The sequence below is a fragment of the Sphingobium sp. SA2 genome (assembly GCF_032227065.1).
Taxonomy (GTDB): Bacteria; Pseudomonadota; Alphaproteobacteria; order Sphingomonadales; family Sphingomonadaceae; genus Sphingobium.
On record NZ_JAPMXX010000006.1, the window covers coordinates 1,689,434 to 1,707,707 of the forward strand.

Sequence of the window (18,274 nt, forward strand, 5' to 3'; positions counted from 1 at the left end):
TCTAAGGGCGGGCCAATGCCCAACTCCCTTGTCGATCTTGTCCGCGCCGAATTGCTCCAGCCTGCCGATCCGCGCGCGGCGGCGATGGCGGGCGCGATCGCGGCGCGTTATCCGCAGGCGTCACGGGCGGTGCTGTTCTATGGATCCTGCCTTCGCGAAGCCAATCTCGACGGGCTGATGCTCGATTTCTACCTGATCGTGTCGGACTATCCGGCGGCCTATGGCAAAAGCTGGTTGGCGCGCGCCAATGCGCTGATCCCGCCCAATGTCTTTCCGTTCGAACATCAGGGGTTGATCGCCAAATATGCCGTCCTGTCGGAAGCGGACTTTGCGCGGTTGAACAGCGTGGCGGCGGACAATGTCTCGGTGTGGGCGCGCTTTGCCCAGCCTGCGCGGCTATTATGGGCGGCCGACGATCTGGCGCGGCAGCGGGCGATCGTCGCGGTGGCGCAGGCCGCGCCGACGCTGTTGTCGCTGGCCCGGCCGATGGCCGATGGGAACGACGACGTGCTGGACCTGTGGCGCTGCGGCTTTACGCTGACCTATGCGGCGGAATTGCGCGCGGAGCGGAAGGGGCGATCGCTCTCGATCGTCGATGCCGATCCCGATCGCTACCGGCGGTTGGGCGAGGCGGCGCTGGGGCAGGGCCTGCCACCGTCGCCCGCCGATGCGCCGGGACGCTGGCAGGCGCTGCAGCGGCGCGGCAAAAGGCTTTCGGTGGTGCGCCTGGCCAAGGCGAGCTTCACCTATGCGGGCGGGATCGATTATCTCGCCTGGAAGATCAACCGCCATGCCGGGACGGCGATCACCATCAAGCCGTGGCAGCGACGCTGGCCGCTGCTGGGTGCCATCACTCTGCTGCCTGCGCTGTTCCGTTCCGGGGCGATTCGCTGAGCGCTTGGCCCAGCGCCTGGCCCAGCGCCATCAGCGTATAGGGTTTGCGCAGCACGGCATGGCCCGCGAAATCGGCGCTTTCGGTCATGTCGCCGGCATAGCCGGTCACGAACAGCACAGGGATATGGGCATAGGCGGCGGGCAGCGTCTTGACCATTTCCGGCCCGGTCAGGTCGGGCATCAGCACGTCGCTGATGATGAGGCCGATGTCGCTATTATGGGATAGCAGCCGGGCGGCCTTCGACGGATGATCGCAGGCGATCGGCAGATGGCCAAGTTCGCCGAGCGCCGCCATCGTCTGATTGAGGACGCGCGGGTCATCCTCTACCACAAGGATGCGGGTCGGCGGATGTTCGACGGCGGTTTGGGCGGCCTGCGCCTGTTGGCCCAGCGCATCGGCAGCGTCGCCGGTGCGGCGGGGCATGTAGAGATGGACGCTGGTGCCTTCGCCCGGTTGCGAGTCGATGCGGATTTCGCCCTCGCACTGGCGCACGAAACCGAAAATCTGGCTGAGGCCAAGGCCGGTGCCCTTGCCCACCGGCTTGGTGGTGAAGAAGGGTTCGAACACGCGCGTCAGCACGTCAGCGCTCATGCCGCAGCCGTCGTCGGTGACGGTCAGCGTCACATAATCGCCCGCGGGGCACTCGCCAATCTCGTCCGCCGCCAGCGTTGCGCGGCCGGTAGACAGGGTCAGTTGACCGCGCCCGTCCATCGCGTCGCGGGCATTGACGCACAGGTTCAGGATCGCATTTTCCATCTGATGCTGATCGACGAAAATGCGCCACCCCTGCGCATTCTGCGTGAAGCTGACGCGGATCTGGTCGCCGATGGTGCGGTCGATAAGGTCGGCCATGCCTGACAACAGCGCGTCGGGATCGACGGCGCTGGGCAGCAGCGGTTCGGCGCGGGCGAAGGCGAGCAGGCGGCGGGTGAGCGCGGAGGCGCGGCTCGCCCCCTCCATCGCATTGTCGAGATGACGACCGGCTTCCTCCGGCTGTACCCGCATCTTGCGCTTGGCCAGTTCCAGTCCGCCGACCACGACCGCCAGCATATTGTTGAAGTCATGGGCGATGCCGCCGGTCAGCTGGCCGACCGCATCCATTTTCTGCATTTGCCGCAGATGGTCTTCGGCCGCTTCGCGTTCGGTCGATTCCTGCTTCAACCGTTCATAGGCTTCGGTCAGTTCGGCGGTGCGCGCGCGGACGGCGGTGTCGAGCCGGTCGGCGCGTTCGCTTTCCGCTTCGGCGAGCCGCCGGGCATTACGCCGGTCGGTCAGCGCATTATTGGCAAACCAGGCGGCAAAGAGGACGCAGACCAGCAGGGCGAGGCCCAGCAGGCCAGAGGTGCGGCCCATCGTCTGGGTACGATCTCCTGCCAACGTCACCGCCAGGCTGCGTTCGCGCAGGCGCGCATTTTCGGCCTTGATGACGATGTCGAGCAGGGCGGTGATACGCTTCAAGTCGCGCGAACTGCCCGCCTGATGAAAGCGGCCGAGCGCGCCGATCTTCTGACCATAGGTCGTGCGCAGGGCGATTTCGTTCAGCGTCTTGGTGCGGTCGTCAAAGGCCCGTTGCAGCGCCTGCACATTGCCGCGCTGCCAGCCGCTGTGGCGCGTGGCATAGTTCAGCGCCTTGAGCTGGCTGGCAGCGCCGCGCCACTGGTCCTGGAAGAGCCGGCCGGTGTCGGTGTCCAGGCTGATGACATAGCGCGCCAGCGTCACTTCGGCGCGGGCGGTGCGCGCTTCGAACGCGCGGGCGAGGGCGATGATGTCGAAGCTGCGGCGCTGCTCCACCAATGCCTGCTGATGATCGCGGGTGGCGTTGCTGGCGCTGTAGATGAGCGCGCCGAGCGAGCCGATCAGCAGCAGGACGAGCAGCAGCGGCAGGGCGCGGCGGGCCATGCCGCGCGCGCCGCTACGCTCTGTGTCGGTGAAGTCGCCCTGTGCCATAGCTTTTCACCGTAGCCCAACCGCACCGCGAGCGAAACAACCTAGCGCAATTGTCAGGCGATGGCGCCCGTCGCCTTGCCAGCGACTTCGAACATCTTGATGATCTGTTCGACCTGTTCGTCGCTATGCTCGGCGCACAGCGAACAGCGCAGCAGGAAGGTGCCGGTCGGGGTTGCCGGAGGGCGGGCCATGTTGACGTAGAGGCCGAGTTCCAGCAGCGACTGCCAGATGGCGACGGCCTGCGCCTGATCGGTCAGGATGACCGCGATGATCGCCGATTGCGGGGTCTTGGTGCCCAGCGTGAAGCCGAGATCGGTCAAGCCCTGGTGCAGCCGCTTGCTGTTCTTCCACAGATGCGCGCGCTTGTCGCTCGCATGCATCAGCTTGCGGATGCTGGTGGCGGCGGTGGCGACGACGCTGGGCGGCAGCGAGGCGGTGAAGACATAGGGGCGGCAGACGAGGCGCATGATCTCGAACTTGGGATGGTTGGAGACGCAGAAGCCGCCGACCGTGCCGACCGATTTGGAGAAGGTGCCGACAACGAAATCGATATCGTCCTCGACGCCCTGCTCCTCATAGACGCCCCGGCCATTGGGGCCGAAAAAGCCCATGCCATGGGCTTCATCGACCAGGATCATGCAATTGGGATGCTGGCGGATCGCGGCGACCATCTCAGGCAGCGGGGCGATGTCGCCCAGCATCGAATAGACGCCCTCCAGCACGACGAGCTTCAGCGCATCGGCGGGCAGGCGGGCCAAGCGCTTGGCCAGATCCTCGACGCTGTTGTGGCGGAAGCGGACGATCTCGGCGTCGCCCAGGAAGCAGCCGTCATAGATGGAGGCATGGCTGTCGGCGTCGAGGATGATATAGTCGCCCTTGCCCGCCAGCGTCGAAATGATGCCGAGATTGGCCTGATAGCCGGTCGAGAAGACCATCGCCGACGAGGTGCCGTAAAATTCCTTGAGCGCATCCTCGACTTCGCGATGGCCCTGATAGGTGCCGTTGAGGACGCGGCTGCCGGTCGTGCCCGCGCCGAATTCGTCGAGCGCCTTCTTGCCGGCGGCGACCACATCGGGGTCGAACGTCATGCCCATATAATTATAGGTGCCGAGCAGGATGGTTTCCTTGCCCTTGATGATCGCGCGGGTGGGCGAGAGCACCTGGTCCATCACGATCGAGAAGGGATCGCGCACGCCGGTCGCGAGCAGCGCTTCGCGCTCCGCGATCAGGGGATCGAATTTGGAAAACAGGTCGCGCGTGGGGGTGAGCGTTGCGGCGTCGGTCATGATATGGTCCTCAATCCGTTCGTGCTGAGTAGGGACTGAGCGAAGTCGAAGGCCCGTATCGAAGCATCTGTGCTCCGGCCGGTCCTTCGATACGCCATTTCGACTGCGCTCAATGGCTACTCAGGACGAACGGTATAAAATTAGTTAGGCGGACTTCAGCTTCGCTACCGCGTCCACCAGCTGGCCGACCGTTTCGATCTCCGCCTGCATGTTCATGGTGATGAGGATGTCGAATTCATCCTCGATGGCGGCGACGAAATCCATCACGGTCAGGCTGTCCCATTCCAGGTCGCCTGCAAAGCTGGTGGTTTCGGAGAGGTCCACGCCCTTTTTGTTGAAGGGAGCGATCTGCGCCGCGACGCTGTCGAAAATTTCGGTGCGATCCGTCATTCTGGTCATTCTTTCCGTGAAAGCACGGCTTTTGCCGCCCGTGACCGCTCTTTGGCAAGGGAATAAGGCGGCAATCGGGCAGCATCGCGCCCGGAAATTGCGCGAGGGGCGCGGCGCTTAGCGGAAATTGTCGGCGTAGGCCTGCAATTTCAGTGTCTTGGGTGGGGTGGGGATGACGGTGTAGGCGATCCCCTGCTTTTGGGCATAGGCGATGGCGGCTTCCTGCGACGGGAAGCTGAGCTTCAATTGCTGCTGCGTGTCGCCTGATCCTGCCCATCCGGTCAACGGATCGGGCGTCTTGGCTTGCGCGGGCGCATAGTCCAGCACCCATTTATGGGTCAGCGCCTTGCCCGACTGCATGGCATTTTTCTGGATCTGATAGATGCGCGCGTTCATCGCGAAGGACTCCGGTAAATCGTCCTGCTGCGTTGCACCACGGAGCGCGCGCAAGTCAAGACTTGCGGCGGGCATCTGCATTTTTGGTGCGCAATGTGGCGCTGGCGGCGGTGGGATCGTCGGGCCAGGGGTGGCGCGGGTAGCGGCCGCGCATTTCCTTGGCGACGTCGCGCCAGTTGCCCGCCCAGAAGCCCGGCAGGTCGCGGGTGGTCTGGATCGGGCGGCCCGCGGGCGAGGTGAGCGAAAGGACAAGCGGGATGCGCTGATTACCGACGGTCGGATGATCGGCGAGGCCGTAGAGTGCCTGGACCCTTAATTCGACGCGCGGGCCGCCTTCGGCCGCATAGTCGATCGCATGGGTGCTGCCTGCGGGGGAACGGAAATCGGGTGGGGCGAGTCGGTCGAGCTGTTGCTTGCCGTCCCAGCCGATCAGGCCTTCCAGTACGGTGGACAGATGCGCGCGGTCGATGTCGGACAGGCGGCGCTTGCCCGCCAGGAGCGGGGGGAGCCAGTCTTCGAGGCTGGCGAGCAGCGTATCGTCGGATAGCGCCGTGATCCCGGCGAAATCGGCGCGCATCCGCAGCGACCGGGCGGCCTCCGACCAGGGGAGGAGGGTTAGGCCGCCTTGTCGCACGCCATCGATCAGCGCGGCGACCACGGCTTGCGGGTCGGGGCTGTCGTCGGAGCCGGAGGAGAGGCGCACCGCGCCCAGGCGGCGTTCGCGCAGCGCTTCGATCCCGCCATTGGCGGCGCGAAAGCGGACGGTGCGGGTGGTCGCGATCCGATCGGTGAAGAGGGCCAGCACAGATTCTTCGCTGATCGGCGCGGCGGACAGGATGCGCGCGCCCGCCGCGCTGCCCTGCACTTCGCCCACGGCCAGCCATGGTTCGCGGGCGAGGGGCGAGAGCGGGTCGAGCCGGAAGCCGCGTCCGCCGACGCTGGTCCAGTCCGCGCCGTCGGCGGAGCGGCGTTTCGATACGCGATCGGGGAAGGCGAGGGCGAGGCAGAGGCCGACATGGTGGTCGATAGAAGTAGCACCCACCCCAACCCCTCCCTTTGAAGGGAGGGGCTTAGGAAGGTTCGCCCATCTCTTTGCCAAGGCGCGTCCCGCGTCCGCGCGTTTGCCGGTTTCGCGGCGCCAGCGCTGGAGGCGCTGGGTGAGGTCGGTGTCCTGGCCGCCGATGCCGCGTTCGCCGAGCAGGACGGCGATCTCTGCGGCGGTCTGGGCGAGGCCCATTTCTCCTGCGCGCACCAGCATATGCGCGATGCGCGGGCTGAGCGGCAGTTTCGCCAGCGCCTTGCCATGGGGGGTGATGCGGCCATCGGCGTCGAGCGCTTCGAGTGCGGTCAGGCGGGTGCGGGCTTCGGACAGGGCGGCGGGCGGCGGCGGATCGAGCCAGCGTAGCGTCGCGGGATCGTTTACGCCCCAGAGCGCGCAGTCGAGCAGCAGGCTGGAGAGGTCGCTTTCCAATATTTCCGGCGGGTCGAAGGGGGGCATCCCGGCATTCGCGGCGGCTTCCCACAGGCGATAGGCGACGCCGGGCCGCTGACGCGCGGCGCGACCGGCGCGCTGAGTGGCCGACGCTTGGCTGGCGCGTTCGGTGACGAGGCGGGTGACGCCTGCGGCCCGATCATAGCGGGGGCGGCGGGCGAGGCCGCTGTCGACCACGATCCGTACGCCGTCGATGGTCAGGCTGGTTTCGGCGATGGAGGTGGCGAGAATGACCTTCCGCGCGCCGGAGCGGGACGGGCGGATCGCGGCGCGCTGGGCGGCGGGATCGAGCGAGCCGTGCAACAGGTGGACGTCGAACGGGCCGCCCTCGATCCGTTCCGCCGTCCGTTCGATCTCGCGCACGCCGGGCAGGAAGGCGAGCAGGTCGCCGTCGGCTTCCTCGCTGATCGCGCGGCGGATGGCGGCGGCCATCTCATCCTCGATCCGCTTTTCGCCGTTGCGGCCGATATGGCGCAGGTCCAGCGGCTGGATGCGGCCCTCGCTCTCGATCACCGGCGCGTCGCCCAGCAAGGCGGCGAAGCGCGCGCCGTCGAGCGTGGCGGACATCGGCACGATGCGCAGGTCGGGGCGCAAGGCTTCCTGGGCGTCGAGCGCGAGGGCGAGGCCGAAATCGCTGTCGAGGCTGCGCTCATGGACTTCGTCGAACAGGACTGCGGATATGCCCGCCAGTTCGGGGTCGTCCTGGATACGGCGGACGAAGATGCCTTCGGTCAGCACGAGCAGGCGGGTGCGGGCCGATTGCTTGCTGTCCATCCGCGTCGCATAGCCGACCGTGCCGCCGGGCTGTTCGCCCAGCATTTCGGCGATCCGCTCGGCCGCGGCGCGGGCGGCGAGGCGGCGGGGCGAGAGCAAGAGTATCTGTCCGCTGCACCAGGGCTGGTCGAGCAGGGCGGGGGCCACCGCCGTCGTCTTGCCCGCGCCGGGCGGCGCGACCAGCACGGCGTTGCTGCCGGTGCGCAGTGCGGTCAGCAATTCTGGTAGAACGTCATGGATCGGCAGGGCGGTCATGGCCGGTGCTGTTGCGCCAATCGGCCGCCTTCGCAAGCCCAGAACGGGCAATTTCTCATTGGGATTATAGTGTTCCCCGGCGCAGACCGGGGGCCAGTCCCATGCTCCGAACTGGACCCCGGCCTGCGCCGGGGAACAGATGCGGTCAGCCGAACAGGTAGATGTGGATCGGGTTTTTGGGGTCGATCAGCATCTTGGTGGTCAGCGCGAGCGACATGATGATCAGCAACGGCTTGATGAGCGTCGAACCGAAGCGCATCGCGAGGTGCGAGCCGATCTGGCCGCCGATGATGCTGCCGATCGCCATGGTCAGGCCCGCGATCCACAGCACATGGCCGCCCGCGACCATGGTGAGCAGGCCCGCGACATTGCTGGCGAAATTGGCGGCTTTCGTCTGCGCGGTGGCGCGCAGGATCGACAGGCCGCCCAGCGCCAGGAAGATGGTGGTGTAGAAAGCGCCCGCGCCCGGCCCGAAGAAGCCGTCATAAAAGCCGATGACGCCGACCAGGCCGCTGAGCGCCCAGATGCCGACGCGGGCGTGCCGGTCTGCATCGCCGAGCTTGGGCGAGAAGGTGAAATAGGCGGCGATGATGATCAGCAGCGCGGGCATCAGGCCGGCCAGGATCGAGGGATCGACTCGTTGCAGCAGCCATGCGCCACCGACCGAACCGATAAAGGCGGCGATCACCGGCCCTTTATAGGTTTTGAGGTCCATATGGCCGCGCCGGGCATAGGCAAGGCACGCGCCGAAGGTGCCGAAACAGCTTTGCAGCTTGTTGGTCGCGACCGCCTGCACCGGGGGGATGCCCGCCGCCATCAGCGCGGGCAGGGTGATGAGGCCGCCGCCGCCCGCCATCGCATCGATACAGCCAGCCATCAGCGCGGCGGCCATGAGGAAAGCGATGGTTTCGGGGGTCAGGATCATGGGCTGCTTGGCCTGCCAGCCTCATCCCGTTCGGGCTGAGCCTGTCGAAGCCCTGTACTTTCTCAAGGAAGGCCCTTCGACAAGCTCAGGGCGAACGGGGTGTGTTGGGTTGGACGAAATACTGGCCCGAACCCTCAATAGGCGCGCAGGGTGGCGAACTCCACCGCTTCGGTCAGCGCGGCTTTGGCCTTGCCATTGTCGAACATGCCGAGCGCGTCGATCGCGCGCTGGCCATAGTGGCGCGCACGGGCGAGGGTGTCGGCGATCGCGCCGGTGCGGCGCAGCAGGCCGGTGGCGTGGGCGAGGTCTTCGTCGCTGATCTTGTGGCCAGCGATCGCCGCCTTCCAGAAAGCACGATCCTCGTCGCCGCCGCGCGCATAAGCGAGGATGACGGGCAGCGTCACCTTGCCATCGCGGAAATCGTCGCCCGCATCCTTGCCCATGGTCGCGCCATCCGATTCATAGTCGATCGCGTCGTCGATCAACTGGAAGGCTATCCCTAAGTTGCGGCCATAGACGTCGAGCGCATGCTCCTCCTTGTCATCGCGGTCGGCGACCACGGCGGAGATACGGCAGGCGGCAGCGAAGAGCGCGGCGGTCTTGGCACCGATAATGTCGAGATAATGATCTTCGCTGGTGTCGATGTTGCGCTGGGCGGTCAACTGGTTGACCTCGCCCTCCGCGATCACGGCCGAGGCATTGGCGAGGATCTTCAACACCTTGAGCGATTCCGCCTCGACCATCAGTTCGAAGGAGCGGGAAAAGAGGAAGTCGCCGACCAGCACGCTGGCGCTGTTGCCCCAGATGATGTTGGCGGTCTTGCGGCCCCGACGCAGGCCAGAGCCATCGACGACATCGTCGTGCAGCAGCGTGGCGGTGTGGATGAATTCGACGGCGGCGGCGAGCTTGTAATGGCGGCTGCCCGCATAGCCGACCAGGTCGGCGCAGGCGAGCGTCAGCATCGGTCGCAGCCGCTTGCCGCCGCCAGCGATCAGATGCCCTGCCAATTCCGGGATCAGCGGAATGCGCGATTGCATCCGGTCCAGAATCACGGCGTTGACCTGGTTCATGCCGTCGGCAACCAGATTCATGATGGGGGCCAGCGATGGCGCGCTCTTGGCGCGGCCGATCGGGTGGACGTTACCGGGGGCGGGTGCTGTCATGACAAGCGCCATGTGGCGGTGCAAAAAGCTAAAGGCAAGCGGGAATAGCTTGCCTGTAGGGCCATATGGCGCAAAAAGCCCGCGAGTGGAACCAAAGGAGCATCCCGTGACCGACATGCTGCAACGCTATCGCGAAAGCATCGACAATATCGACGCGGCGCTGGTGTTCATGCTGGCCGAACGGTTCAAGGTGACCCAGGCGGTGGGCGAATATAAGGCGACCCATGCGCTGCCCCCCGCCGATCCTGGGCGGGAGGAGCGGCAGGTTGCCCGGCTGCGGCAACTGGCGCTCGATGCGAAGCTGGACCCGGATTTCACCGAGAAATTCCTGCGCTTCATCATCGACGAAGTGATCCGCCATCATGAGCAGTTGCGGGACGGCTGATCCCCTGTGCGGCGGTCAATCCGCCGGGTAGCTTTCGTGCCCGGCATTGGGCCAGAGGAAATTGGTGTAGGTCAGCATGGTGCAGAAACTCTCCGACCGGACCTGATGCCACCAGCCGATGGGAATGAAGAGCAGGTCACCGGGCGTCAGCAGCAGATCATAGCGTAATATGTCGCGCGCCGCCGGATGGGCGGCCAGTCGCGCGGGGTCGGTCACGTCATGCACGTCGCTGAACACATGGCGGCGATGGGCCAGGTGCCTGGTCTGCGATGGCGGGATCAGGACGATCCGCTTGGTGCCGGTCAGTTGCGCCAGCAGATTGTTGGTGAGGTCGAAATGGAGCGGAGTGAAGGCGCCCTCGCCGCCGATCCATAACATGCCGGGTGCCGGGGTCAGATAAGCATCGATCGTGCCGAGATCGGATTGCAGCGGTGCGAGCGCGGGGCCGTTTGCCGCGCTATTATAGGCGGTGAGATAGGCGTCGTTGCCGCCATCGCGCACCAGGTCGATAAAGGCGCGGAACGGGCCGCGCTGCCGGTGGCGGTCCTTCATCAGTTCATAGTCGCCAGCGGCGGTGCGGCCGCCCTGATATTCCACGGTCGCGTCGCCCACCGCATTGGCCAGATAGTCGGGCGTCCAGCGCGTGAGCGCAGGCCAGTCCGCCAGCGCACCTTTGATCAGCACCGGGCGTCCGGTCGCGTAGAAGCTGTGCAAGAAATCCTCGCCCGACAGATTTTCCGCGGTCAGCAGGCCGGAGGCGTAGGGGGACAAGGCGCGTTGCCGCTCCATCACGTCGAGCAGCCATTCGCGGCGGCGCAGCGTGCGGGTGAGATCGGGCGCGGGTGGCGCGGTCTTGGGCGGATCCTTGATCGCGTCGAAGCCGGTCTGTCGCAAGGCCATCTGCATCCGCATGTCGACCGGCGGGAAGGGGCGGGAGGGGGGAGGTTTGGCCATATTGTCCCTTATCGCCCGATCATGACGGGCCTGTTGCAGAGGATGACAATCAGGTGACGGTTTCGGCGGGGTCGGCGACGGGCGGCCGCTTGCCGCGCGAACGGCCGAGCAGCACGCCGCCCAGCGCCAGGGCAAAGCCGATCAGCTGGATCGGGCCGAGCCGTTCGTTGAACAGCAGCCAGGCCTCGATCGCGGCGAGCGGGGGCACGAGCAGCAGCAGCATCGACATGGCGGTCGGTCCCTGATGCCGCACCAGCCAGACGAGCAGGCTGAGGCCCGCGGCGGACAGGCCGAAGATCGACCAGCCAAGGCCGAGCCACAGAACCGGGTCATTGTCCCAACGCCATTCGCCCACGATCAGGGTCGCGGCGATGGCGACCAGCGCGCCGCCTGCATTCTGGACTGTGCCCGAAATCAGGATCGGATCGCCCGCGATCGCGCCGCGCTGAATGAGCGTGCCGCCGGTCATGCCGATGACGGCGACGATTCCAGCGACCGCCGGAATCAGGCTGATCGAGCCTGCGCCACTGCGCAGGATGATGGGCAGGAGGACGCAGGCGACGCCTATGATGGCGATGGCGAGGCCGGTCCAAGTGCGGGCTGGCAGCCGGTCGCCCAGCAGTGCGACGCTGGCGACCGCGACCATCAACGGCTGGAGCGAACCGAGCAGCGACATGACGCCTGCGGGCATGCCATGGCTGACCGCCCACCAACTGACCGTGAGATAGACGCCATGCAACATCGCGCCAGCGCCCAGATGCAGGGCGAGCCGCCGCCCGCGCGGCAGTGCCTGCCGAGCGTAGAGCGCCGCGCCTCCGAGCAGCAGTGTCGTGAGGGTGAGGCGGATCGCCAGCACCAGTTCGGGCGCACCATGGGGCACGACGGCACGCGCGACGATGAAGCCGGTGGACCAGATGAGGACGAACAGGATCGAGGCGGCGAGCGCGAACATCACGCGCCTTTGGCGCAACCGCAGGATAATGTCGAGCGAGGGCAGGCCGGAAACGGGCGCGCCCTAAGTCGTCCATTTTCCTCCAACGCGATAATGGCGACGGGGACTATCGGCCGGTCTGGGGCATCCAGATCAGGGGCGATGGCGGCGGGTTGCAGGCACGCGGCGCCTTGGGCGTGCAGGTGCGGGCGCGATCCCGGTTCGATTTTTGCGCATACCAGTGGAGTTGCCCCTGCGCGGGGCCGCTTACGCCATTCTGGCGGACGGTTGTCGAGAGGGTCGTGGCGTCGTCCAGGCCCTTGGGGATAGCGATGGCAGCTGCCTTGGCAGGTGTGCGGGCGGAAGCGAGCATCGGGGCGCGCCACGGTGCGGTATCGAGTGTCGCCGGATCGAGCGCTAGTTCCTGGCGATCCTTGGCTGATGGCACAGCCCGGACATGCATGGTTCCACCGCGGCCCTCTTCGTCGATGAATGTGGCCGACGGCAGGTTGGGGATGGAGCCGCCACCTTTAATTTCGCTTCGCGAACGGGCCGTCGCAATCGATTTCGACACCCAGCCGCGTCCGTCGTAGCGGGCGGCGAACACGGCATTGCGGCCCCCGTCGCCATATTTGGTGTAGAGGATGAGGGGCTGGCCCGATGGCGCAATCGCGATCTTGGCGTTGTTGACCAGGCCTTTGCCTTCGCCAGGCGCATCGACGCGCTGCATGGTGCCGGGTGCCAACGGCCCAGTCGCGCTTTTGCCCCCGCTGCCGACCCACCAGGACCGGAAATCGGCGGTAGAGGCGTAGGTCACCGCAAAGTTGGTGGCCACGTCCGACGTGCGGCGCCAAACCACCGCGACATGGAACCGGCCGTTTGAATCTTGGACGAAATCGCTGGGATAGGCGCTCACCGGGCCTTTTTCGTCCCGGTTGGCGAAGAGCGCACCGATATGTTGCCACTGCCCGTCCTGCCATCGGTTCAACCGCCATATGCCGTTGCCCGAACTGCCGTCGCGATAGAGAAAGAGGAGATTGCCCCGGCTATCCTGCATGAAGCGCGGATAGGTGACCGCCTTTTCGTTCCGCCCGGTCATGGGCAGAAGCCGCAGCTTGCCAAGGTCGTTGACCGGGCCGCGCGCGTAGACGAGTGCGCTGTCATGCATGTTGCCCGACACATGAATCTGGTCGTTGCGGTCGATGGCGACGACCAGCGCATTATGCGCGTCCCAGCCAGCGAAGCGGGACTCCAGCCTTTGGCTGCATCGCTTGCCGGAGCGTGGATCATAGGTCGCGACGGTCAGATAACGGTCGGGATCATAGTAAGCGACGACAAGGCGGCCATCGCGAGTCGTGGCCGACCCGGCGCCTGTACTGACGCCCGCCCAGGTTTTACCCACGGTTACGGTGTTGGAACCGGATTGCGGGCTGATCACGGCGCAGTTGGACGCCGACTGCGCACCGGAGCCACAGGCGGCGATCGCAAAAGCGACAGCAACGGAAAGGGGGCGGAGCTGGCGCATCATGCTGTCATGTCCTTCGGGTCGTCTTGGCGGTATCGTCAGGCAAACCCGGCCGACGGGCAAAGGGTTGCATCGGCACTTTAGCGACTGCCCCTATTCCCGTCCCGCGCGGATCGCTGCGCCGCCTGCGAAGGGGGTGAGGGCGACCAGCAGGAGCGAGGCGGCGGCGAGGAATTTGAGGGCTGCGCCGCTGCCGTCGCCGAGCGTGCCTGCGCCGAAGATCAGCAGCGGCACGGCGAGCGGCAAGGCGAGCAGGCCGGCCAGCGCGCCGCTCGATCGGAGGCCAGCGGTCAGCGTGGCGACCAGCAGGCCGAGCGCGGCGAGCGCGGGGGTGCCGACCAGCAGGCCGAGTTCCAGCATCCAGATGGTGCCGCCGTCGAGCTTCAGCAGCGCAGCGGCGGGCAGGGTCGCGATCATCAGGGCCGGGCCGAAGCCCAGCCAATGGGCGATCAGTCGGGCGAGGACGACCATCTCCTCGCCGATGCCGCGCAGCGCGATCTGGTCCAATATTCCGGCGTCCCGGTCCGGCGCGATCAGGCGATCGACGGGCAACAGGCTGGCGAGCAGCGCGGCGATCCACAGCATGCCGCCGCCCGTCCGCGCCAGCAGCGCGGCGTCCGGGCCGACCGCGAAGGGGTAGAGGCTGGCGACGAGCAGGAGGAAGGCGACGGGGAGCCAGAGGCCGCCCGATGCCCAGGCTTGGGCCAGATCGCGCCGCGCGAGGAGCCAAAGCAGCCTCATAGCGTGTCTTCCAGGGCGCCGGGCAGATAGTCGGCAAGCGCTAACGTCAGCGGGGCGGTCATCGGCAGCGGCTGGTGCGAGGCGGCGACGACGATGCCGCCGCTCGCCAGATGCGCGGCTACCGCTGCGCCGAGCAGGTCGGTCGAGGCGCTGTCCAGCCCGTTGCCCGGTTCGTCAAGCAGCCAGATGGGAGCATTGCTGGCGATCACCCGCGCCAGCATCGCGCGCTTGCGCTGACCGGTGGAGAGCATGCGGACCGGCACATCGGCCAAGCGCGTGAGCGCCATCGCGTCGAGCGCCGCCGACACAGCCTCCGGCTCGGCCCGGTCGAGTTGTGCCCAAAAGGCGAGCGCCGTGGCGAGGGGCAGGTCCATGTCCAGCGCGAGCCGCTCGTCGGTCAGCGCGATGCCGCCGCGCCGATCGACCGTGCCGGCAAATGCGGGGAGCAGCCCGGCGCACAAGCGCAGCAGGCTGGATTTGCCGACGCCATTGGGGCCGGTCAGCAGCGCACTTTCGCCCGGTCCCAGCGTCAGGCTGACGCCGCGAAACAGCATCCGCCCGCCGCGCAGGCAGGCGACATCGGTCAGCCGCAAGGCCGCGTCGCTCATGACCCGACCATATCCTCCAGCACATGCATGTCGAGGTCCGACAGGCCGAAATGATGGCCGATCTCATGCACCACGACATGGGTGATCAGCGCGTCGAGCGGGACGCCGGTTTCGACCCATTCGTCGAGCAGCGGGCGACGGAACAGATGGACGGTCGGCGGGGTGTCGCCGGTCTGCGGCTCATGGCCCACCGGGCGGCCGGTATAGAGGCCGGTCAGGCCATAGGGATCGCCGATCTCCATCTCCTTCAGGATCGCCGGATCGGCAAATTCCTCGACGAACAGCACGACGTCGGACAAATGATCGCGGAAGGTTTCAGGCAGGCGCGCCAGCGCGCCAAGCGCCAGCGTCTCGATCTCCTGGATCGTGGGGGCAAAGCGGGGCGGTTGACCATGATGCGACATGGCTGCCACATAAGCCAAAGCATATTAAGAGGATAGGGACATGATTGCCACATTGACGCAAGAACAGCGCGCCGCAGCCTTGGCCGAACTGCCGGAATGGACGGTGGTGGCCGAGCCGGACGGCATAAGCCGACGCTTCGTCTTCCGCGATTTCGTCGCAGCGTTCGGTTTCATGACGCGGGTGGCGATAGTGGCAGAGAAGGCCGACCATCATCCCGAATGGTCGAACGTTTATAACCGGGTGGACATTATTCTGACCACGCATGACGCCGGTGGCCTGTCGCAGCGCGACGTCGATCTGGCGCGCGCGATCGACGGGTTGTTAGTATAGCCCAGCCTGTTTCGGCATGCGCTTTTCGATCTGATCCTCATAGCTGCGCAGGGCAGCGGTGACGGACGGATCGGCGGCGTAGCGCTGGCGCAGCAGCGCCAGTTTCGTATCGGTGCCGCGACACAAAGCGGCGATATTTTCCGCGATATAGGCGCGGCGTTCGGCGTCATAGGGCTCTTCGCCCCGGAAATGGTCGCAACTGTCGCGCGACACCATGAACTCGGTGACTTCGCGCGGGAAGGGCGCGGCGCTGGCGGCGACGTCTGAAGGGGGCAGGTCGAGCGGGAAATAGGGCGCGGGCTGGGCGCGGACCGTGACGGTCGGCGAAACCCGCGCCGGTGCGGCGGGTGGCGGCGTCGGCGCGGCTACGGGTTCGGGTGGCGGCGGGGTCGCATTGTCGGCGATTTGCGCCACGGCGGTCGCGACAACGCCATTGTCCGCCTGCGCCGTATCATCCGACGCGCGGCAGCCAGCGACCAGCGCCAGCAACATGATAATCGGCACCAGCACAACAGGCCTGCTCACCCGATTTCCTCCCGCAAGCTGGCGATCAATTCCGCGACATGCGGCAAGCGCGATTCTTCCTCGTCCAGGATCGCCAGAAACGCAGATCGCCTATAGGCGTGGACCCTGTCGGGCGAAAGGCGGCTTGCGGTGGGTATGGCCGAATTCACGATGTCCAGCAGCCGCTCGACCCCGTGGAGACGACCCCAGAGATAGTCATTCTCCCGATAGGCGCGGCTGAAAAAAGCACCGAAATTGTTGAATTCTATGCCTTTCAGCGTCGCCTGTGCGCCGCCTGCGCGGATGGCGGAACAGTCTTCGGGCGAAATCCGGTCGACCTTGACCGGATCATATTCGTCCAGAGTGTCACCCTGGAGCAACGGTAACGTAGCGATATCGGTGAAGGGGAAGCCGAGATAAGCGAGCAACATGGTGCGCCGGGCCGGCTTGGGCAGCGCGGCAAAGGCTTCGGCGAGCAGTGTGTCGGCCGAATCATCGCGCGCCTGAAGGTTGCGGGCTTGTGCGACGGCCTCCAACGCAGCGGCGGCGTCGGTCGGCACCTGGCGCGCGGCGGCGATGACGGTGGGGCCATGAAAGTCGGCATCCTCGCATTCGGCATAGAGGGCGAGGGCGGCGTAGATCGCGTCGTGCATGGCCTGCACCTCGACCGCTTCCACCGCGCTCTCGCGCTCCAGCGTTTCGGCGAGACGGCGCGCGAGGAAGCGCAGGCGGCGGATGCGGAAGGCGAGGTCGTGGGTGCGGAAGAAGGTGACCGGGGCGGAGGCTGACCCGCCATGGTCGGTCAATTGGTCCGCGCCGGTCGCGCGCACCTGTGCCCAAATCGCCCGGCGATAGGTTTCGCGCATCATTGCGCTGTCCTCCCCCGACAGGCGGAACAACAGAGTCGAAAGCGCCTCGACAATGCCCGACAATTTGAGGTGGCCATAAGCGGGGAAGGCGAAGCCCGCCGATCCGGCGGCGCGCTGCTGTGCCTTGGCGCGCCAGGCGGAGAGGCGCGCGGGCGTCGGGCGATCGAGAAAGAGCATACGCCCGATCGCGCTTTCGACCTCCGCCTCCATGCCGGGCCTCAGCGTGTCGAGGATGCGGCGCATGCGGCGGATATGCGCCGAATGACGGTCGATCACTTCCAGATTGTCGCGGATCGGCTGTTCGCGCGGAATGTCGGACAGCGCGCCGAAGATGGTGCGGAAAAAGCCGGGCAGGGGGGCGTCCGCGCCGGTCGGCGCATCCTCGGCGTCGCCATGGCGATTGAGCCGGATCGAGCGGTGGCCGGGCTTGGGATCGATATAGACGAAGCGGCGATCGACTTCCCGGCGGGAGGGGCGGTTGCGCAGCGCGCCGATCGCCTGGGCGAAGGGGGCGTTGGCCAGCACCGATCCGTCGATCAGCACGGCGTCCTCCGCCGTCCCGCGCGCTGCATGGCGGGGCAAGGCGCGGTGGAGGAAGGCGTCGCGCGTCGGCCAGGCGCGATGGCGGCGTTTGAGGACGCGGTCGAGTTCGCGCACGGTGAAGGGCGGGAAGGCACCGGGAAAGCTGGCGGTCGCGCGGGCGGCGAAGACCAGTTCGGCGGCATCGGCGAAGGCCCGCGGGTCGCCATTGGCTGCCCGGCCGCGCGCGCGAAAGCCGATCGACAGGCGATGCTCGGTCTCGATCACCTGGGGCGGGCTGTTGAGATTGAGGCTTTGCGGATGGCCCTCGAAATCGGTGACGGTGACGAACAGGTCGAGCGGATGCCCGGCCGGGAGCAAAGGCGGGCCACGCTCCGCCGCCGCCATCGCATCGAAGGCGTCCATCAGCATGCCGGAGAAAATCTCCCCGCCAAAGGGCGGTTCGAACCAGCGCGAGCGGATGAAGCGGGAGAGTTTGTGCCGCACCTCCTCGCGGGTGTCGGGGGCGACGGTGCGTTCGATGGCGTCGCCAGGGCGGCGGGCGGCCATCCAGACAAGTGGGGTGGCCCAGAATTTGGTGAGCGCGCGGGCGGGGCGGGCGTCAGGGTCGAGCAACCGATCGACATCGGCATTGTCGAGCCACATGTCGGTCAGTGGATCGAGCGACTGGCCGGTCTCGATCGCTTGCGCCAGGAAAATGCCGTTGATGCCGCCCGCGCTCGCCCCTGCGATGATGTCCGGCATGACGCGCAGGCGGATGCCGGCCTTGGCCTCGATCTCCTGCAACATCTCTCGATAGACGGATTCGCTGCCGGTGGAGGCAGGCGCGCCATCGTGAAAGGCACGGCTGGCGCGGGCGAGCCGCCACACTTCCTTGGTGATGCCATGCATGTAGATCGCCAGGCTGATGCCGCCATAGCAGACCAGCGCTAACCTGAGTTCCCGCTCCTTCATGGCCC

The 18,274-nt window shown here is 66.5% G+C and carries 18 protein-coding genes; 3 read left to right on the forward strand and 15 right to left on the reverse strand.

Annotated features, from left to right (window positions below):
- Positions 1-15 precede the first annotated feature (15 nt).
- Entirely contained in the window at positions 16-894 is an 879-nt protein-coding gene (locus OVY48_RS15975) for a hypothetical protein (RefSeq protein ID WP_313923542.1), read from the forward strand.
- Here the strand turns inward: OVY48_RS15975 and OVY48_RS15980 are convergent.
- From OVY48_RS15980 to OVY48_RS16010, 7 genes are all read right to left on the reverse strand, one after another.
- Positions 851-2,842: an ATP-binding protein gene (locus OVY48_RS15980; protein ID WP_313923543.1), complete on the reverse strand. Its 1,992-nt coding sequence runs from the start codon at positions 2,840-2,842 to the stop codon at positions 851-853. The two genes, OVY48_RS15975 and OVY48_RS15980, sit on opposite strands and share 44 nt — an antisense overlap.
- 53 nt (positions 2,843-2,895) lie before the next feature.
- Positions 2,896-4,128 (reverse strand): serine palmitoyltransferase, encoded by a 1,233-nt coding sequence (gene spt, locus OVY48_RS15985; protein WP_313923544.1) that lies wholly within the window; start codon positions 4,126-4,128, stop codon positions 2,896-2,898.
- Between the two features lie 144 nt (positions 4,129-4,272).
- Positions 4,273-4,518, reverse strand: coding sequence for an acyl carrier protein (locus OVY48_RS15990; protein WP_313923545.1), 246 nt, complete (start codon positions 4,516-4,518; stop codon positions 4,273-4,275).
- Positions 4,519-4,635: 117 nt separating this feature from the next.
- Positions 4,636-4,914, reverse strand: a complete 279-nt coding sequence (locus OVY48_RS15995; RefSeq protein ID WP_037480484.1) for an ETC complex I subunit — start codon at positions 4,912-4,914, stop codon at positions 4,636-4,638.
- A 55-nt stretch (positions 4,915-4,969) separates the two neighbouring features.
- Complete coding sequence (gene hrpB, locus OVY48_RS16000; protein ID WP_313923547.1) at positions 4,970-7,435, reverse strand: ATP-dependent helicase HrpB; 2,466 nt, start codon at positions 7,433-7,435, stop codon at positions 4,970-4,972.
- 145 nt (positions 7,436-7,580) lie between these two features.
- The gene (locus OVY48_RS16005; protein WP_096062508.1) at positions 7,581-8,360 is read right to left on the reverse strand and encodes a TSUP family transporter; all 780 of its coding nucleotides are present in this window, start codon (positions 8,358-8,360) and stop codon (positions 7,581-7,583) included.
- Positions 8,361-8,494: 134 nt separating this feature from the next.
- The gene (locus tag OVY48_RS16010) at positions 8,495-9,523 is read right to left on the reverse strand and encodes a polyprenyl synthetase family protein (RefSeq protein ID WP_313923548.1); all 1,029 of its coding nucleotides are present in this window, start codon (positions 9,521-9,523) and stop codon (positions 8,495-8,497) included.
- Between the two features lie 106 nt (positions 9,524-9,629).
- Here OVY48_RS16010 and OVY48_RS16015 point away from each other — a divergent pair, with 106 nt between their 5' ends.
- Positions 9,630-9,908, forward strand: coding sequence for a chorismate mutase (locus OVY48_RS16015; protein ID WP_037478645.1), 279 nt, complete (start codon positions 9,630-9,632; stop codon positions 9,906-9,908).
- Positions 9,909-9,923: 15 nt separating this feature from the next.
- On the opposite strand, the gene OVY48_RS16020 is transcribed toward OVY48_RS16015, so the two are convergent.
- The 6 genes from OVY48_RS16020 to OVY48_RS16045 all read right to left on the reverse strand — a co-directional run bounded on the left by OVY48_RS16020 (position 9,924) and on the right by OVY48_RS16045 (position 15,071).
- Positions 9,924-10,862 carry a cupin-like domain-containing protein gene (locus OVY48_RS16020; protein ID WP_313923550.1) on the reverse strand — a complete coding sequence of 313 codons (939 nt, stop codon included), beginning with the start codon at positions 10,860-10,862 and terminating at the stop codon, positions 9,924-9,926.
- A gap of 49 nt (positions 10,863-10,911) precedes the next feature.
- Positions 10,912-11,814 (reverse strand): DMT family transporter, encoded by a 903-nt coding sequence (locus OVY48_RS16025; protein WP_313923551.1) that lies wholly within the window; start codon positions 11,812-11,814, stop codon positions 10,912-10,914.
- A gap of 106 nt (positions 11,815-11,920) precedes the next feature.
- Positions 11,921-13,321: a BNR repeat-containing protein gene (locus OVY48_RS16030; protein WP_313923553.1), complete on the reverse strand. Its 1,401-nt coding sequence runs from the start codon at positions 13,319-13,321 to the stop codon at positions 11,921-11,923.
- A gap of 90 nt (positions 13,322-13,411) precedes the next feature.
- A complete protein-coding gene (locus OVY48_RS16035) occupies positions 13,412-14,059 on the reverse strand; it encodes a heme exporter protein CcmB (RefSeq protein WP_037476293.1) in 648 nt (215 codons plus the stop codon).
- The gene (gene ccmA / locus OVY48_RS16040; protein ID WP_313923555.1) at positions 14,056-14,667 is read right to left on the reverse strand and encodes a heme ABC exporter ATP-binding protein CcmA; all 612 of its coding nucleotides are present in this window, start codon (positions 14,665-14,667) and stop codon (positions 14,056-14,058) included. The genes OVY48_RS16035 and ccmA overlap by 4 nt, the downstream gene beginning before the upstream one ends.
- Positions 14,664-15,071, reverse strand: coding sequence for a metallopeptidase family protein (locus OVY48_RS16045; RefSeq protein WP_313923556.1), 408 nt, complete (start codon positions 15,069-15,071; stop codon positions 14,664-14,666). The genes ccmA and OVY48_RS16045 overlap by 4 nt, the downstream gene beginning before the upstream one ends.
- 40 nt (positions 15,072-15,111) lie before the next feature.
- Between OVY48_RS16045 and OVY48_RS16050 the strand changes: the two genes are divergently transcribed.
- Positions 15,112-15,402, forward strand: coding sequence for a 4a-hydroxytetrahydrobiopterin dehydratase (locus tag OVY48_RS16050; protein ID WP_313923558.1), 291 nt, complete (start codon positions 15,112-15,114; stop codon positions 15,400-15,402).
- Here OVY48_RS16050 and OVY48_RS16055 read toward each other — a convergent pair.
- Together OVY48_RS16055 and OVY48_RS16060 are read right to left on the reverse strand one after the other, a co-directional pair.
- Positions 15,394-15,894, reverse strand: coding sequence for a hypothetical protein (locus OVY48_RS16055; protein WP_313924814.1), 501 nt, complete (start codon positions 15,892-15,894; stop codon positions 15,394-15,396). The genes OVY48_RS16050 and OVY48_RS16055 overlap by 9 nt on opposite strands.
- 29 nt (positions 15,895-15,923) lie before the next feature.
- Positions 15,924-18,269, reverse strand: a complete 2,346-nt coding sequence (locus tag OVY48_RS16060) for a patatin-like protein (RefSeq protein WP_313923559.1) — start codon at positions 18,267-18,269, stop codon at positions 15,924-15,926.
- Positions 18,270-18,274 lie beyond the last annotated feature (5 nt).

Excerpts from the sequence above, each read along its gene's own strand:
- OVY48_RS16050 (WP_313923558.1), top strand. The coding sequence starts at position 15,112 with ATGATTGCCACATTGACGCAAGAACAGCGCGCCGCAGCCTTGGCCGAA.
- OVY48_RS16030 (WP_313923553.1), bottom strand. The coding sequence starts at position 13,321 with ATGATGCGCCAGCTCCGCCCCCTTTCCGTTGCTGTCGCTTTTGCGATC.
- OVY48_RS15980 (WP_313923543.1), bottom strand. The coding sequence starts at position 2,842 with ATGGCACAGGGCGACTTCACCGACACAGAGCGTAGCGGCGCGCGCGGC.
- OVY48_RS16020 (WP_313923550.1), bottom strand. The coding sequence starts at position 10,862 with ATGGCCAAACCTCCCCCCTCCCGCCCCTTCCCGCCGGTCGACATGCGG.
- hrpB (WP_313923547.1), bottom strand. The coding sequence starts at position 7,435 with ATGACCGCCCTGCCGATCCATGACGTTCTACCAGAATTGCTGACCGCA.
- OVY48_RS16005 (WP_096062508.1), bottom strand. The coding sequence starts at position 8,360 with ATGATCCTGACCCCCGAAACCATCGCTTTCCTCATGGCCGCCGCGCTG.
- OVY48_RS16045 (WP_313923556.1), bottom strand. The coding sequence starts at position 15,071 with ATGTCGCATCATGGTCAACCGCCCCGCTTTGCCCCCACGATCCAGGAG.
- OVY48_RS16010 (WP_313923548.1), bottom strand. The coding sequence starts at position 9,523 with ATGACAGCACCCGCCCCCGGTAACGTCCACCCGATCGGCCGCGCCAAG.
- OVY48_RS15975 (WP_313923542.1), top strand. The coding sequence starts at position 16 with ATGCCCAACTCCCTTGTCGATCTTGTCCGCGCCGAATTGCTCCAGCCT.
- OVY48_RS15995 (WP_037480484.1), bottom strand. The coding sequence starts at position 4,914 with ATGAACGCGCGCATCTATCAGATCCAGAAAAATGCCATGCAGTCGGGC.
- OVY48_RS16025 (WP_313923551.1), bottom strand. The coding sequence starts at position 11,814 with ATGTTCGCGCTCGCCGCCTCGATCCTGTTCGTCCTCATCTGGTCCACC.
- spt (WP_313923544.1), bottom strand. The coding sequence starts at position 4,128 with ATGACCGACGCCGCAACGCTCACCCCCACGCGCGACCTGTTTTCCAAA.
- OVY48_RS16055 (WP_313924814.1), bottom strand. The coding sequence starts at position 15,894 with ATGTTGCTGGCGCTGGTCGCTGGCTGCCGCGCGTCGGATGATACGGCG.
- OVY48_RS16060 (WP_313923559.1), bottom strand. The coding sequence starts at position 18,269 with ATGAAGGAGCGGGAACTCAGGTTAGCGCTGGTCTGCTATGGCGGCATC.
- ccmA (WP_313923555.1), bottom strand. The coding sequence starts at position 14,667 with ATGAGCGACGCGGCCTTGCGGCTGACCGATGTCGCCTGCCTGCGCGGC.
- OVY48_RS15990 (WP_313923545.1), bottom strand. The coding sequence starts at position 4,518 with ATGACGGATCGCACCGAAATTTTCGACAGCGTCGCGGCGCAGATCGCT.
- OVY48_RS16035 (WP_037476293.1), bottom strand. The coding sequence starts at position 14,059 with ATGAGGCTGCTTTGGCTCCTCGCGCGGCGCGATCTGGCCCAAGCCTGG.